Source organism: Alteromonas sp. 38 (assembly GCF_902506055.1).
Classification (GTDB): domain Bacteria; phylum Pseudomonadota; class Gammaproteobacteria; order Enterobacterales; family Alteromonadaceae; genus Alteromonas; species Alteromonas lipotrueae.
The window spans coordinates 4,416,435-4,431,858 of record NZ_LR733300.1; the positions used below are offsets into that span (position 1 = coordinate 4,416,435).

Below are 15,424 nucleotides of genomic sequence, written 5' to 3' on the forward strand. Positions count from 1 at the left end.
TTATAAACGTTATATAAAACAATGTCATATAAAGACATTAATCACCAGAAGCATTGAGTCCAGCTTCCCACCAAGGCGATGAATAATCGATATCTTCTTGAGAAAGTACATTGGAGTAACGCATTCTTACCGACTCCCAAAAAGCCGCTTTGAAGACAGGATCGTAAATGACAAACTCGCCTTGTGAACGATATTGCTCGAACAATTCTTTATAGGCACCAACAGGCGTAAGCGGGTTACTTTGCTGGAAAACAACGTCTCCACCAAAGGCTTCATACAGTGACTTAGACACTTTCCAACTCTTGGCCATACCCTCTGCCATGGCTAAACGATAACGTTCAACTTCTTCATCTGAGTATTCAGCATTGTGGCTTAAATCGATTGTCCAGGTTTTAATTACCGCGTAAGCAGACTCAACTTCGCTTTTTGAAGGCTCAATATTGTTTTCGTCGGCGAAGTCAGCGATAACAGATTCGCTAATTTTAGTGCCTAACGCACGCTGAGCTAACAGTTTGCGGATTTCAACTTCAGATTTGTCACTAAGAATTGACTGGAAGCGATCGACATCACTTTGACTAGGTTGTAGTTCGCTATTTGAAATAGATTTACCGAAGAGTTTCGCTATTATTTCGTTAGCCGCTTGTGGCGTATTTATCCCAAGCGATACAACGATGGCAGCGAAAAGTACCATTGGTATAATGTCAGACCGTGTCATTGAAGATGTTCCCTAATATCCATAACAGCTTGAGCGCAAAACGTATTCTTTAATCGTATATTTTTCGTATTTAACTCATTAATACGTAGAATGTTCCATTCATTTTACGAAACGACGTCGCTGAAGAGCTATACTTTAGGCTAAAGAAGGTTAAATATCCACTTTTTTCCGCATAGACTTTCTCACACTTTGTTGCTTTTTGGCCTCGCCACGCCTCGCTTTAACCGCTCGACTCATGCGGGTTGCCTTCCTTGGTTTCTGTTTTTTAGTGGCACTGACTATCCACGCTTTTAAACGTACAATGGCATCTTCCCGATTCTGTTCTTGGGTTCGAGAATTTTGTGCTTTTAAAACAAAAACACCGTCGTTCGAAATTCGACTGTCTTTTGTATTTAGCAACGTATCTTTCACCTCTTGAGACAAAGATGAAGCAGGTATATCGAGGCGCAGATGGATAGCACTGCTCACTTTATTCACATTTTGCCCGCCAGCACCTTGTGCTCTAATGGCTTGCATTTCAATGTCGCTATCTTCTAGCGTGATAGTAGGGGTAATCGTAATCATAGCTTAACGGTTAAATTCTTCACTTGTACGTTATTTGACGGTTTATACATTGTACTTTTAGCCTCTGAAAAAGGCTTACATTGACTGTTTATTCATTTCTTATTAGTTTACTAATTACACTAATAAAGGAAACACATTGTGGTGATCATTTATATTGTTGTCGCATTTGCCTTCTGCCTGTTACTGGCGTCATGGTTTTTTACTCAACACATCGATAAGAAAATCGAAAAAAGCTTCCGCCCACCTGGCCAATTTTCAAACGTGCAGCAAGAAAAGATTCACTACACCAAACAAGGGGATGGTCCTACTCTTATTCTTATCCACGGCCTATCCGGGAATGCGCTTAATTTTACTGCCTTAGCGAATCAGTTAGCCAAGCATTATACCGTGTATAGTATTGATCGCCCTGGAAGCGGCTTTTCTACCCGTCATCGTAACACATCGGCAGATTTTAACGTTCAAAGTGCCGCTATTTTAGATTGGATGTCGCAGTTGAACATACATGAAGCTTTTGTTGCAGGGCACTCTATGGGAGGCGCTATTGCTTTACGCATGGCGCTGGATGCACCGGATAGAATTAAATCAATCTCGCTGCTTTGCCCCTTAACCGTCCCCTTAACGAAAGGACCTGGTCCATTGTCTGTGCTGTACATTCCTTACCAAGGGTTGCGCAGTATTATTAGTAGTACACTGGCCGCACCACTGCGTATATTTCTTGGTAAAAAGCAGGTCGCTCAAATCTTTTTCCCAGAGCGGGTACCCTCAAATTTTGGAAGTGAAAGCGGTGGTGCACTGGCGCTTCATTCAGAGAGCTTTTATCAAGCTAGCTGTGACATGGTAGCTTCCACAGAAAGTTTGTATAAACAGTTCGAACATTACGACAAAATTTCTTGCCCGGTGGGTATTTTGTACGGTGAACAAGATGCCATTTTATCACCCGACGCGCATATGTCTTATATTGCTGCGTCGCTTCCCAATAGTATGGCTGAGGTGATCCCCAACGCGGGGCACATGATAATTAATACACAGCCAGAAGCCTGTTTTAATTTTATCAACAAAGTGAACGGCGTAAACGCACAGAGTAAGCGCTCTTAACAAAACTAAGTTTCTCGTCCTGTTTATGCTCCGCGTAATACGTCTAATGCGTAACCACTCTAGCAGCAGTGCTTACGCTAGCACTTCGTAAATGTGACAGACTTGGCCTTAACTCAGCCGTTTGCTTTAGCTCGCGTAAGTAATCAGTCACTTTTTCAATACCGTCTGATGTAAAACACAGGTTTTTAGGCGAGGTTCTTATTCCACTCTGGTATTGCTGAAACCATAATTGCATAGCCTCACTGTCCCCTTCTGACAACGCAATGAGTAAATGATACATACGGATGAAAGAGAGCTGTCTACGATACTCTGTTGTTCCGTGCTCGAATCCAAGCAGAGTAGTTTGCGATAGGGATGTTTCAGAAACGCCAAGTAAATCAGCAGCCTCTGCTTGATTCAAGCCAACTTCTTGGTAAGCCCAAGTGAAAGCTTTTATAACAACACTGGGTGGATAGGTGCTATGGATCATAGTTTGGCCTCGATTTAAGTCGTTTAAAACACTTCCTTATCGAGAACATTGCGAAAATCATTCCAACTTGCTGAGTTTCATGCAACTACTGGCAATGTTGTTTGGTTTTCACAAAGTGGCCGCGCTCTGCTTCTTCATCAAGGGTGTAACCTAAATGAGTTAACCACGCCCTTGCTTCTGCATAGGTATCATAGAAAGAAAAGTCCACACCTGTTTGGCGGTATACCGCGTCAAGTTGATTTCGGGTTGTTGATTTTACGAATGATGATTCAAGTACTAACGCCAAATGACTTAGTCCAAGGTGACGTACTGCGGATATACGTTCAGCGAGAAGGCTCTCAGCATCCGGAATTAGCAAGGATTCTCCTTCTAGAATCACGATATCCCCCCAGCGGCTACCATGCATATTGATAGACTTACCTCTATAATCAAGTACTAAGCCATCAACACACTCACTGTTCCAAGGTCCGTAAGCTTGAGTAAGCATAACGTTCCCACACCGAGTAACAACAAAGGAGCCATGTACTGGTTTCATAATTCTCTGCACTGCAATACTACACAACCAAACTATAGACAATGATTTCAAGATTCGAAATAAAGTAAGCTTGGGGCCCTCAACAATGGTGAGGGCCTGATATCAAAACCGGTTATCTCAAGCGACAGCGGGCATTGTCGAAAGCCTCGGTCATGGTAATATTATGAACTTAGCTACGCGGCCAACACTCGAATCAACTGAGAAAACGTGGGCTTATCTTGAACATCAAGCGGTGCTCTCAATTCACGGGCGATATCGCTAACGCTAATAACACCCCGTACTTCGTGAGAGTCTCTGTCCAGAACTAGGCAATGATGCTGCCCATAGTCTTTAAGTGTTTCTACCACATCTCCCACTGACGATTTTGTCAATTCTGTGAAATCGAATGACATTAAAGACGTTTTCGCCTGCATGAAATCACGCACCACTAAGCCGTCTCTAGGCACTTTTAATTCAGCAATTTTCTGCACAATATGCTGTTCGCTTACGTCTTGTGACGTAACAATGCCGGTGAATGCATTATTGGCATCTACCACCAGCATCATACGCACATGAGATTGGCGCATGATTTTTTCGACGCGTGTGGCGGGTGCATTTTCGTCAATAACGTGCGGCATGTATTGTTTGAAGTCTGTGAATACCGCCATCGCTGATGATGTGACAGACACTTTGTTTTCAACTACAGGCCAAGCTAGACGATCGGCGGCATCGGTTTTATGAAGTTGTAAGGTATGCATTACCTTCCCCTTAAATAGTTAACAAATTTAATAGATGGATAAATATTTTGTCTAACTAAGATGGGGTGAAGCGCGAATGGGATGCGCTGCAAAGTTTGCATCGCTGATAAGGGTATAAGCAAAATAACGAGTGCTGGGAACAGTCGTGCTCGCGAAGAAAGCACTTAAAAAGTAGGCGCCATCATCAAGCTCGTCTTTGTCACTGGCTTGCTCTTGATTTGAAGAGGCTAAATATTGAATGCTGATGTCATTCGATACTTGCGAGTAATCTTTGCTCAATACATTGCCAGCACCATTTTCAGGTACTAGGAACGACATGGTTAGTAGCAATAGCAAAAGATTCAAAAGAAGAACTCCAGCGATATTAAGTGAGCGGGTTAGCTGCCCCTAATTATTACTATATGGCTTTTTTGTTCACTATCACTTAAACCCGCCTCAATTTTTAGACGATTTATCGCTTATTTTCTAATTACCAAGTATAGCTTTGGTTACACCTTACGGGTTCATTCTAATAAATAGAACGCACTGTTATAAGCTTTGCAATATTTACTCTTCTGTTGTTCCAGTAGACTATCCCTATAATTTGGTTCTATTGCTTATTTCAGTTATGAAAAAACGTTGGCCTCTTTGGCTTGTCTTAGTTCACTGGCTTACCTTACTGGTAGTGATAGGTATGTTTGCTTCTGGGTTGTGGATGGTAGATTTGACCTACTATAGCGATTGGTACAAAACCGCGCCCCATTGGCACAAAAGTGTAGGGTTACTATTGTTCGCAATGACTTTAGTAAGGCTTATTGCACGTGCATTTACACAAAGACCACCGGCCTTTGGAAGCAAGTTTGAGACGTTGGCCAGTAAATTAGGACACCGTGCTATTTACCTTGTCCTTTTAGCGCTTTTTACCTCGGGCTATCTTATTTCAGCGGCCGATGGCAGAGCCATAGATGTATTCAACTGGTTTGCGGTACCAGGATTTGGAGAGTTTATTGAAAATCAAGAAGACCTTGCTGGCGAGGTGCATTTCTACCTTGCTTGGACATTAATCGCGCTGACTTCTTTACATGGGTTGGCGGCATTGAAACATCATTTTATTGAGAAAGACGACACACTGAAGCAGATGTTAAGGCTTCGCTAAATACTTATATTAAGGAGATTTTATGAAGAAGTTAACACTTGCGTTAGTCGCGGCCATGTCGCTAAGTTCAGCTCACGCCGCTGATTATATTATTGACTCAAAAGGTGCTCATGCATCAGTTAATTTTAAAATTCAGCATTTAGGTTATTCATGGCTCACTGGACGCTTTAACGACTTTAAAGGCACATTTAGCTACGATGAAAATAACCCTGCTGCAGCGTCTGTGTCAGTGACTATCGATACCGATAGCATAGATTCAAACCACTCAGAACGTGATAAGCATTTAAGAGGTGATGATTTTTTAAATGCAGACGACTTCCCAGAAGCTAAATTCGTTAGTACTAAAGTGGCTGACAAGGGTAATGGCATGTTAGACATCATGGGTAACCTAACGCTGCATGGTGTCACTAAGCCTGTGACTATTGAAGCTAAAAAAATTGGTGAAGGTAGCGATCCTTGGGGCGGTTACCGCGCCGGCTTCTCAGGCACTACCACTATTGCGCTAAAAGACTATGGCATCGACTACGACTTAGGTCCCGCGTCACAAACCGTTGAGCTTTCACTTCATGTTGAAGGCGTTAAACAGTAACGCTTTTCGCTTATAAAATAAAAAAGCCCGCTGATGCGGGCTTTTTACGTTTACAGGCAAAATGTTTACCTAGGCATCAGTCTTACCCTGAGACATCAGTGTAGCTTTAACTTAGGGCTAATCGCATAACTAAGCTTCTTAAGTAGCAGCTTAAGTGCGCCTCTAAGCTTTCCGTGTACCGCAAATTGGTGCATGTTGTATAAAGAGATATAAACCAATTTGGCTAAACGACCTTCAATAAACATACTTGAATTTGATAACGAGCCCATCAAACTGCCCACTGTACTGTAGTTACTTAAATGCACTAACGAACCATAGTCTTTATATACATAGCCTTTTAGCGCTTTACCCCGCTGCAATGCAATAATGTTTTCTGCCGCCGTGTTTGCCATTTGATGTGCAGACTGCGCTCTAGGCGGCACCCACTTTCCGTTTTCTTGCTTGAAGCCACAGCAATCACCAATGACCCAAATATTACCGTCACCAGTGCTTTGTAAGTGCTCATTAACAAGAATTTGGTTTGCGCGATTGGTCTCAAAAATGCCCATTTCGGTTACGAAGTCAGGCGCTTTCACCCCTGCCGCCCATACCATCAAATCAGCATCCACACGGCTTCCATCTTTAGTGATAAGGCCATTTTCATCAGCCTCTGCCACCATCGTGCTTTCTTTGATGTCTACACCGAGTTTATGCAGCGCCTTACGAGCAGAATTGGCGATGCGCTCAGGTAGTGCGGGCAATATCCGCTCACCGGCTTCTACAATGGTTATCTTTAAACGGGATGCTGACATACCGGGCATGCCGTAAGTTTTGGATAAGTTAGCAACATGATGTAGCTGAGCGGCTAATTCAGTACCCGTCGCTCCCGCGCCCACAATAGCCACTTTAATAAAGCTATTCTCATCTTCTTGCTGGTTAATACGAATTAGCTGATTCAGCAACCCTTTGTGAAAGCGTTCAGCTTGAACCAGTGAATCAAGAAAGTAGCAATGTTGCGCAACACCGGGGGTACCAAAATCGTTGCTGACACTACCAATAGCCAATATTAGTTGGTCGTAAGGTATTTCACGCTCCGGTAAAATCGACACACCTTCATCATCAAATAAAGGTGCAAGCGTAATAGTTTTGGTTTCTGCGTTAATGGCACACATACTCCCTAACTGAAAACGGTAGTGATGTGCAGCAGCATGAATAGCATAATCAACACCATCTGAGTGCTTGTCTATAACGCCAGCAGCCACTTCATGAAGCAAGGGCTTCCAAATGTGGGTACGACTTCTATCAACTAGGGTTATTTCTGCTTCGTTCTTTCTCCCGAGGGTGCGGCTTAAGCGGCTTACGAGTTCAAGACCTCCAGCGCCACCGCCGACAACAACTATTTTTTGCATGGGTTTACCTATAATTTAATCATTCCACGTATCTCATCTTTCATAATCCAAGATTATTGAAATGATATACCTGGCGCGACTAACGGTATCCGCTGCATGAGTGAGGCTAACAGTACGCCTGAACGCATACTCTCGCAAGCCTGACAGGGTGGTTCTCGCAGGGCGTACGACAAAAAAGCAAAAACGGTAACCGTGAACTACAGGCTACCGCTTTTTATACCAGAGTAGATAATGGTTTTAACTAATACTGATAATCAACGCTAAACATCACGTTTCTTGGCCGCCCAGGAAAGTACCTATCTGCGGTAAACGAGGTGTAATCAGCACGTTCGGCGTAGGCGGTATCGAGTAAGTTATTCACTCTTGCATACACTGAGATTTTAGGCGAAATTGCCCAAGAGGCACGTAGATTCAATAAATCATGGCCTTCGTACTCGTTGAGGTTTTCAGCATCGGTATAGTATTCATCGATATGCTGCCACTCAAGTTCAGCTCGAGTGCTTTCGGTGAACGTGTACCCTAAGCGGGTATTAAAGGTAAGGTTTGGCGCAGTATCAATATCGTTGCCCCTAATATCGACTTCCCCCACACGTTCACTGTGCTCATAGGTATGTTTGGCATAGCTTCCTGCAAATGCAACATCAAAACCTTGGCTAATTTGATAGTTTAGAGTTAACTCGACTCCTCTGTGCCAGGTTTCTCCATTGCTTACATTGAAAAAATCACTATCACGATAAATTACATTATCTTTGGTTAGGCTATAAACAGATACCACATAGCGAAATGCTTGGTGTTGCCCTTTAACACCAACTTCTACATTGGTGGCGATGACAGAGTCTAAGTCGGCAATTTGTTGATCGCGCTGTAACCTATAAAGTTCGGTTGCTTGCGGGGCACGGTAACCTCTCGATAACCCTGCATACCACTGGGTTGTTTCACTGCTTTGAAAGCTCACCGAGAGTTTAGGGCTAAAATTACTGTAATCGTTGGTGCCGCTTTCAGGCCTTGCGTATCGGCAACCACCAAAACCACATTCGGTTCCATCATCACGAGTGCGGCCTGATATCATGTTATTGGTGTAATCGTAATCCATATACTCATACCGACCACCTAATGACACTGCCCACGCCGCTTGTTGCCAATTTAGCGCAATGAACGGCGCATAAAGGGTAGCGTCTACTTGGTAGTCGTAATGAAGCCCTGCTGGTACGGTTTCCACTAAGAATGCAGAGCCAGTCGTAGCGCCGTCTTGTGCTTGCACCAAGCTACCTTGGGTATATTCAGCGTCTAACCCAGCATCAAAACTTAACGTGTTGTTCACCACATGGTGATACTGGGAAAGTACACCAAACCCTTCTTGTTCATTTTCTTCAAGCGGTGTACCAGGTAAAAAGTGCATGCGAAATTCCATGCTTTGATCGCGATAATACGGCGTAATAGACAGTGCGTTGTCGCCGCTTAACGCCACATCTACTTTGCTCCATACACGCAAACTTTTCGCTTTTCGAAAGGCTTCAGGGTTGTCGTTACCTTGGGCGATATCTTCATCTTTATAGCTTTCAAATCCGGTAATGTAACCGGCGGTTTCTTGATCTAAATGGGTGTACGTCAACCCACTGGTTACTTTTAGGTTATCAACTTCGTATCGATGCCTGAGATTAACCTTTTCTTGATCTACACTTTCTTCGTCTCGATACCCGCCGTCGCGGGTAATACTCGCGTTAATGCCTATACCAGACTCACCAAAGTCTTTTCCTTGCCGCAGTTTCAGCCTGCTATAACCATAAGAACCATAATCAATTCCATATAAGGCAGTATCTTGGGTTACATCGGGGGTTATAACATTAATCACGCCGTGAATAGCGTTAGCGCCATACAAGGGGGAAGCAGGACCTTTTAACACCTCTATGCGTTCTGCCATTTCACCATGCGCTTCGAACAGCTCGTTAATATTACAAAAACCTGCTGCGCGTAAAGGAATGTTATCTTCAGCGGCCAATATACCGCCACACGCCCCAGCTCCCGTGAGCACCGGCGAGCGTAATGCAGGTAGGTATTCCTGCCCATTACCTCGCTGAACACCAGCGCCTGCAATAAAATTCAACACTTCTTGTATATGGCTTGGCGACACAAAGTTTATGTCGTCGCTTGAAACCGTGGACACCACATACCCTACGTTGGAGGTGGAATTAGCAATTCTGCTTCCCGTTGTTACCACACGTTCTATTGCTTCTACGCTTCTTCCACTGTTCGAGCCCTCTGGGGTTTGCGCGGCAGCAAAAAAAGAAAATGACACGACAGTTACGGTACTAAGGCTATGTAAAAATAACCTGAATGTGGAGCTCATTGCTTGTCCTTTCTATAGATTTGGCGAGATTAACATACGTATAATGTGTGTCATTCGACCACAACATTGGTGCTAGCTATAACGCCAATTGTATCGTTAACTATTTAGCGATGAATAGTAAAAGTAATGACTTAGCCACTAAAACGAAGATGGTGAGGCATGGAAACTGGTTGCAAGCCTTAACCCACCACTCAGTACTTCTTCTCGCTAATGGGCTAATCTACGTATAAGCTGCGTCAATGCGATAGCACAGCAGCAATGTATTACCGGAGGTAATTTTTGGATACCTTAATACCTAGCCTATCTCAACTTATTGAATTTGCGGTAGCCCCTGTTTTTTTACTGACAGGTATAGCGGGTTTTTTAAACGTTATGTCGTCTCGACTTGGCAGGATATCAGATAGAGTAAGAGTAGCGGAAAGACAAATTCATACCCTCTCAGACCCTCATATTGTTGACCGTTCAAAGCGAGAAATAAAAGTACTTTGGCGCAGGGTGAAAGTCATCAACTGGGCCATTGGCTTATGCGTGGCTTCGGGGCTAATGGTGTGCACCGTTATTGTGGCTTTGTTTGCTGGTTCTTTGTGGATTGTCGATTTAAAAACCCCCGTTATTTCGCTATTTATACTGGCAATGATGTTTCTAATTTGTGCGCTTGTTGTTTTTCTAGTTGAAGTAAAACTGGCTACCACCACCATCAATATGGTGCGTACTATTCGCTAAAAAGCTAAAGAGAAAACAAAAAAGCGAGGCAAACTCGATAATGTAATAAGTCTGCCTCGCCCTTTGTATTTGAAAGGATGTTATTCATCCTCGGCCACTGTTCTATGCAGCCTTCTGAATAGATCAGAATCTATCTATTCAGCTAACTCGTCTAGCACAGCAAATAATACATTCGCGCCTACACGAGACACTTCTTTATCATACAAATTTTCTGTATTTACGCCTTCTTGGCCACCCGCTAAATCACTGATAGCCCGAATGATGACCCAATCCACATCGTTAATTGTGCATACTTGGCCAATCGCAGTAGATTCCATTTCGGTGACTTCAGCCGTGAAAACATCTCGAACCCACTTACGATATTCTCGGTTATCCATAAACACTGAGCCTGTAACACCATTTCCACCTACATGAAGCTTGGCATCACGTTCGTTCAAAATACGCTGAACTGGCATCGCATCCATGGCGGTTTTTGCTGCGTTCAATAATCTAGATGATGCGGTAAAGTAAGCCGTATCTTCTGGCTTTTCCATACCGTCTTTTGTAATAAGCACTTCGTCAGGGTGAATAAACTGGAAAGGCTTGTATTTAGGATAATGTGGGTCTTCTGCTAAGCGTGCTGGCTGCTCTTCCATAAACTTAGCGTAGTATTCTGGTAATACATACTTACCTGGACTTTCAGAGTCTTCATTGGTGTAAACACTTTCATCATGGTAGTACCAACGCTCTGGCACAATAACATCACCTGGTTGCCACTTGGGGTTTACGGCTCCTGCTATGCCCATATAAACCACCTGTTTAACCGGGAAATAATCGAGCGCCATTTGTGTCGACATGGCCGCGTTGGCAATACTCATTCCAGTAGCGAAAACAAGAATAGGTTCATCGTGGTAGGTGCCAATGCGATAAGTAATACCTTTTATTGTGGTGGTGGTATGAATTTGTGCATTAGGATCAGAGTCGATTCTTCCCAAAATCCCCTCCATTTCTGGTGCGTAGGCAACCATAACTGCGGTAAATTCATCGCCAGTAAAAGATACTGGGCCATATTGAGGCTGAGTTACGGATGAAGTGCTGGCACACCCTAATATCACCACAACAAATGACATACACAGCAGAAACGAAATAACGCGAAGTTTCATAATCACCATTCTTATTCAGTTTTTTATTGGAAGTGGCAGAGGCAATAGCCTGTGCGCTGTTAATTCTTAACGTACCAGCTTTCGGTATGAAAGAAAGTGTTATATCGGCATTTTACAAATATTAAAAACACTGGATACAACCCCCTAACAAACTCCATTTGTCGAGGGGCGTTCTATTCTCCTTTTTAACCTAGATCTTTGTCCTCAATAGAATAAAACGCGCTTAGTTGCAGTTTCATAAGCTGAACACGGATGTAGAGTTTCCCTTATTGGATTACATTTATAGGACATAAAAGGACTTAAAAAAGCAACGCGAGAACAACTGACTCGTATCGATGAGGATACAATTACCAATGAACATGAAACTACTTCGCTCTCTGCAAATTTTTGTTGAGGTCGCTGAAAGCGGTAGCATGAGTATTGCAGCCCGAAACCTGCATATGACCGTTTCGGCAATTAGCCAACAACTAAGAAAACTTGAACAAGACATTGGGCTGAGTTTATTTAATCGTAATACCCGAAACTTGAGCCTTACCGAGGCTGGAAGGATCTATTACGACACCAGCAAAAAGATGTTAAATACCGCGATTGAAGCGCAAGAACGTATTGAAACGTTGCAAGACGCACCTTCAGGCAAAGTGAATATTATTGCCCCAGAAGGTTTTGGTGGAGGCTTGCTAAGCCAGCCATTACGTAAGTTAAGTGAAGATTTTCCGAAAATAGATATCTCGCTAACCCTTACCGATAGGCCTACAGATATTATTGTATCTGGTGCCGACTTGCTGCTTGGATTCACCCCGGTTTCTGATACTAATTTCAGCAGTTTGGAATTGGCCACATGGCGACGTATTCTGTGTGCATCGGCAGACCACCCGTTGGCTAAATCCCATTTGGAGTCACCTGCAATATTGCAAGAATATTCCTATATGTCTCATCGACACATAGAGGAATATGTCATAAAACACAGTACATTAGGCAAAGTCCCATTGACATCTAGCCGCATTGAACTGGATTCAATGCAAACTTTGATTCAGCTTACGCGTGACGGACTAGGATATGCCGTACTGCCAGAGCCTGAGGTGCGACACTTACTTACTGACGGTTCAATGAAACAGCTATTTACTGAGTGGTCTTTACCTGACTACACCGTTTACGCGGTTACGCCCAAACGTGAACTGGTGCCAGCCAAAATAAGTGCAGCCATTACATGCTTGCAAGACTGGTTCTCTGAGATTTAGGTTATACGAAATAGACGCTTTCTGAAGTATAAAAAAGGGCATCAATATGATGCCCTTTTTCTTATCAAATTTGCTTAGAAGCTGGTATTTATCTGTAAGCTAAATACGTTCGCTTTAGCATGCTCAGTAGCCGTAAGATCACTGACAATAGTACCAATAGTGCGCTGCTGGCTAACTGCCGCTTCACGACCTTTAATATAAGCATAAGCCATATCAATGCTGGTGCTTTCAGTTAATGCGTATGTTGCACCTACAGTGTACCAATGACGATCGGTGTCTGGAATACTCAACGAGCGGTGTTCGTAGCTAACAGCACCATCATCGTATGCGTAGCCAGCACGAAGGGTAACCTTGTCACTATAAAGGTAGGTTCCACCTACGCTTACGCGGAATGAATCTTCGAAATCTTCTTCTTTAAGTAGCAAATCGTCACCGCTATCAAGCTCTGCATTCAACTTATCAAATGCACTCCACTCAGTGAATACAACACTGGCTTGCACTGACCACTCATCGTTAAGCTGTTGGTTAATAGCCACTTCAGTGATTGCAGCTAAATCAAGGTCTAGTGAACCGCCTTGGTTGTATAGCTCTGCCACTGCAGGAATAATAACACCTAGATCTGATTCAATTTCACCTTCAAGCTCTAGTTCAGTTTCAGCTCGGTAGCTAAACGCCAACTTAGTCGTCTCAGTGGCTTGCCATAACGCGCCAACATTCCAACCAAAGCCAACATCGTCACCAGACATCTTAACGATAGTTGCATTACCTAGTGCATCGCTGCCAAGCAACGCACCAAATGCTTGAGGAATAGCAGTACCAATTTCGGCTTCCGCGTAGGTCACATTAAGGCCAAAACCTAAGCTTAACGTGTTGTTTACTTTATAAGCCACAACAGGGTTTAGTGTAAATGAAGTTACTTCAGCGTCATCAGCAAAGTGCAAACCGTTATAGCTATTGCTGTAGTCGGTAGCGAGGCCGTAGTTAGAGAACGCGCCGATACCCCAAGACACCTTGTCGTTAACCGGTGCAGTATAGAAAAAAGAAGGCACTACAGCAGTGGTAGCAATATCTTCTTCACTCGCATCATAAGTATTAGCAAACAGCACTTCACCGCTTTCGTTATACACAGCAACATCCATATCACCACGAATATCAATTTGTGGGTTGATGTAGCTTACCTGCGCACTGAACTGGGCAGTTTTAAATTCAGTAATAGCAGCAGGGTTAGTAGCAAGAATTGATGCATTTTCAGGCGTTGCCGCTTGGCCCGCCATCGCGCGGCCAAAACCATTCGCACTATGCTCGTTTACTTGGAAACCAGCAGCTAGCACAGAAGAAGATGCCATAGAGGCGAGTGCTAAGCATACAGAGGCGCGTAAAGAAAAATGTTGCTTCATAAAAATACTCTTATAGAACAGGAAATATGCAGTGGCGCATTCTACGGTTACGGTATGTTTTGTTCAATGCAAGTTAACGCCATTCACGCTGTTTTATCGCATTTTTTACAATTTTAGCGACACAATTAAAGAAGTTGTAAACATTTTGAAAATAATAGATTGCAAAAATTGACACTATTTGTGAATGAGAGAGTCTACCTATCACCCTAATCAATTGGAGGAGACTTGATTAAACACGCTATTTTTGACCTATCTAGCGATTACGCTTGTATAAGCAGTTTCTAGCCCCACAACAATAGTACGAGATAATTTCAACCGTCTTAGGAGAGATTCACATGTCTAACAATAAAGAAATTCTATTGGTCAATCGCCCAAACGATAGAAAAATTGGTCCCCATTTGTTCGAAACTCGTGAGCAAGCTATTCCTTCTCCGGGTGAAGGTGAAATACTGATCAAACAAACTTACATGTCACTCGACCCTGCAATGCTAGGTTGGATGAGTGAAGATCGTGAAAGTTACATCCCTCCTGTCGAGCTTGGTGAAGTCATGCGCTCAAGCGGTGTGGGTGAAGTAATAGAGTCTAATAACGCGGATTTCTCTGTTGGCGACAAAGTCATGGGGATGACCGGCTGGCGAGAATACTTGGTGAGTAGTGGTGAAGGCTTCAATAAACTTCAGCCAGGTATTACCGAAGAAATGGCCCTTTGCGTATTTGCGCTTCCTGGTTTAACCGCTACCACGGGCTTATATAACTTTGGTGAGCCTAAAGAAGGTGAAACCTTGGTTGTCACTGGCGCTGCTGGCTCAGTAGGCTCGATAGTTGGTCAGCTCGCAAAAGCAGACGGCCTTCGCGTTATTGGCGTAGTAGGCAGTGATGAAAAAGCAGACTGGATTATCAACGAACTCGGCTTCGACGGTGCCGTAAACTACAAAACTGACGATTTAGAAGCGAAATTAACTGAGCTCACCCCCGATAAAATTGACGTGTTCTTTGAAAACACCGGCGGCCCTATTCAACATCATATTTTCAATCGTATGAATACGCATGGCCGTATTGTGGTCTGCGGCATGATTGCCGATTATCAATCGGAACAGCCTGCTCCCGGCCCGAACTGGATCCCATTAATTAAAAAACGCATTAACGTTCGCGGGTTTGCCATGCCTGATCATTGGGGCGAAGTACCTCAACTTGTTGCAAAGCTATCGCCCTACGTACAACAAGGCAAGATTCAATATCGCTCTCATATGGTTGAGGGGATCGAGTCGGCAGTAGCGGGTTTGCAGATGCTGTTTTCTGGAGATAACAAAGGAAAAATGATCGTTAAACTTTAAGCCTAACGCTTATGTT

At 43.5% G+C, this 15,424-nt stretch carries 16 protein-coding genes; 6 read left to right on the plus strand and 10 right to left on the minus strand.

Going from position 1 to position 15,424, the window contains the following annotated elements:
• Positions 1 to 37: 37 nt before the first annotated feature.
• The gene (locus tag FLAVO9R_RS19035; protein ID WP_159533880.1) at positions 38 to 715 is read right to left on the minus strand and encodes a hypothetical protein; all 678 of its coding nucleotides are present in this window, start codon (positions 713 to 715) and stop codon (positions 38 to 40) included.
• Positions 716 to 865: 150 nt separating this feature from the next.
• Positions 866 to 1,279: an alternative ribosome rescue aminoacyl-tRNA hydrolase ArfB gene (arfB, locus tag FLAVO9R_RS19040; protein ID WP_159533882.1), complete on the minus strand. Its 414-nt coding sequence runs from the start codon at positions 1,277 to 1,279 to the stop codon at positions 866 to 868.
• 138 nt (positions 1,280 to 1,417) lie between these two features.
• On the opposite strand from arfB, the gene FLAVO9R_RS19045 reads away from it, so the two are divergent.
• Positions 1,418 to 2,374 carry an alpha/beta fold hydrolase gene (locus tag FLAVO9R_RS19045; RefSeq protein WP_159533884.1) on the plus strand — a complete coding sequence of 319 codons (957 nt, stop codon included), beginning with the start codon at positions 1,418 to 1,420 and terminating at the stop codon, positions 2,372 to 2,374.
• A gap of 43 nt (positions 2,375 to 2,417) precedes the next feature.
• Here the strand turns inward: FLAVO9R_RS19045 and FLAVO9R_RS19050 are convergent, their stop codons facing one another.
• The 4 genes from FLAVO9R_RS19050 to FLAVO9R_RS19065 all read right to left on the minus strand — a co-directional run bounded on the left by FLAVO9R_RS19050 (position 2,418) and on the right by FLAVO9R_RS19065 (position 4,460).
• Entirely contained in the window at positions 2,418 to 2,843 is a 426-nt protein-coding gene (locus FLAVO9R_RS19050; protein WP_159533886.1) for a hypothetical protein, read from the minus strand.
• A gap of 85 nt (positions 2,844 to 2,928) precedes the next feature.
• Complete coding sequence (locus tag FLAVO9R_RS19055) at positions 2,929 to 3,378, minus strand: hypothetical protein (protein WP_159533888.1); 450 nt, start codon at positions 3,376 to 3,378, stop codon at positions 2,929 to 2,931.
• A 173-nt stretch (positions 3,379 to 3,551) separates the two neighbouring features.
• Complete coding sequence (locus tag FLAVO9R_RS19060) at positions 3,552 to 4,115, minus strand: CBS domain-containing protein (RefSeq protein WP_159533890.1); 564 nt, start codon at positions 4,113 to 4,115, stop codon at positions 3,552 to 3,554.
• Between the two features lie 51 nt (positions 4,116 to 4,166).
• On the minus strand, positions 4,167 to 4,460 hold the full coding sequence (locus FLAVO9R_RS19065; RefSeq protein ID WP_159533892.1) for a hypothetical protein: 294 nt from the start codon (positions 4,458 to 4,460) through the stop codon (positions 4,167 to 4,169).
• A gap of 262 nt (positions 4,461 to 4,722) precedes the next feature.
• On the opposite strand from FLAVO9R_RS19065, the gene FLAVO9R_RS19070 reads away from it, so the two are divergent.
• Positions 4,723 to 5,250: a cytochrome b gene (locus tag FLAVO9R_RS19070; RefSeq protein ID WP_159533894.1), complete on the plus strand. Its 528-nt coding sequence runs from the start codon at positions 4,723 to 4,725 to the stop codon at positions 5,248 to 5,250.
• 22 nt (positions 5,251 to 5,272) lie between these two features.
• A complete protein-coding gene (locus FLAVO9R_RS19075) occupies positions 5,273 to 5,839 on the plus strand; it encodes a YceI family protein (protein ID WP_159533896.1) in 567 nt (188 codons plus the stop codon).
• 95 nt (positions 5,840 to 5,934) lie between these two features.
• Here FLAVO9R_RS19075 and FLAVO9R_RS19080 read toward each other — a convergent pair whose 3' ends face one another.
• Both FLAVO9R_RS19080 and FLAVO9R_RS19085 read right to left on the minus strand, forming a co-directional pair.
• A complete protein-coding gene (locus FLAVO9R_RS19080; protein WP_159533898.1) occupies positions 5,935 to 7,227 on the minus strand; it encodes an NAD(P)/FAD-dependent oxidoreductase in 1,293 nt (430 codons plus the stop codon).
• A gap of 241 nt (positions 7,228 to 7,468) precedes the next feature.
• Positions 7,469 to 9,574, minus strand: a complete 2,106-nt coding sequence (locus tag FLAVO9R_RS19085) for a TonB-dependent receptor (RefSeq protein WP_159533900.1) — start codon at positions 9,572 to 9,574, stop codon at positions 7,469 to 7,471.
• A 279-nt stretch (positions 9,575 to 9,853) separates the two neighbouring features.
• On the opposite strand from FLAVO9R_RS19085, the gene FLAVO9R_RS19090 reads away from it, so the two are divergent.
• Positions 9,854 to 10,297, plus strand: coding sequence for a DUF2721 domain-containing protein (locus FLAVO9R_RS19090; RefSeq protein WP_159533902.1), 444 nt, complete (start codon positions 9,854 to 9,856; stop codon positions 10,295 to 10,297).
• A gap of 134 nt (positions 10,298 to 10,431) precedes the next feature.
• Here the strand turns inward: FLAVO9R_RS19090 and FLAVO9R_RS19095 are convergent, their stop codons facing one another.
• The gene (locus FLAVO9R_RS19095; RefSeq protein WP_159533904.1) at positions 10,432 to 11,439 is read right to left on the minus strand and encodes a 5'-methylthioadenosine/S-adenosylhomocysteine nucleosidase; all 1,008 of its coding nucleotides are present in this window, start codon (positions 11,437 to 11,439) and stop codon (positions 10,432 to 10,434) included.
• Positions 11,440 to 11,792: 353 nt separating this feature from the next.
• Between FLAVO9R_RS19095 and FLAVO9R_RS19100 the strand changes: the two genes are divergently transcribed.
• Positions 11,793 to 12,677 carry a LysR family transcriptional regulator gene (locus FLAVO9R_RS19100; RefSeq protein WP_159533906.1) on the plus strand — a complete coding sequence of 295 codons (885 nt, stop codon included), beginning with the start codon at positions 11,793 to 11,795 and terminating at the stop codon, positions 12,675 to 12,677.
• Between the two features lie 74 nt (positions 12,678 to 12,751).
• On the opposite strand, the gene FLAVO9R_RS19105 is transcribed toward FLAVO9R_RS19100, so the two are convergent.
• Positions 12,752 to 14,074: a porin gene (locus FLAVO9R_RS19105; RefSeq protein WP_159533908.1), complete on the minus strand. Its 1,323-nt coding sequence runs from the start codon at positions 14,072 to 14,074 to the stop codon at positions 12,752 to 12,754.
• Between the two features lie 335 nt (positions 14,075 to 14,409).
• Here FLAVO9R_RS19105 and FLAVO9R_RS19110 point away from each other — a divergent pair, with 335 nt between their 5' ends.
• Positions 14,410 to 15,408, plus strand: a complete 999-nt coding sequence (locus tag FLAVO9R_RS19110) for an NADP-dependent oxidoreductase (RefSeq protein ID WP_159533910.1) — start codon at positions 14,410 to 14,412, stop codon at positions 15,406 to 15,408.
• Positions 15,409 to 15,424 lie beyond the last annotated feature (16 nt).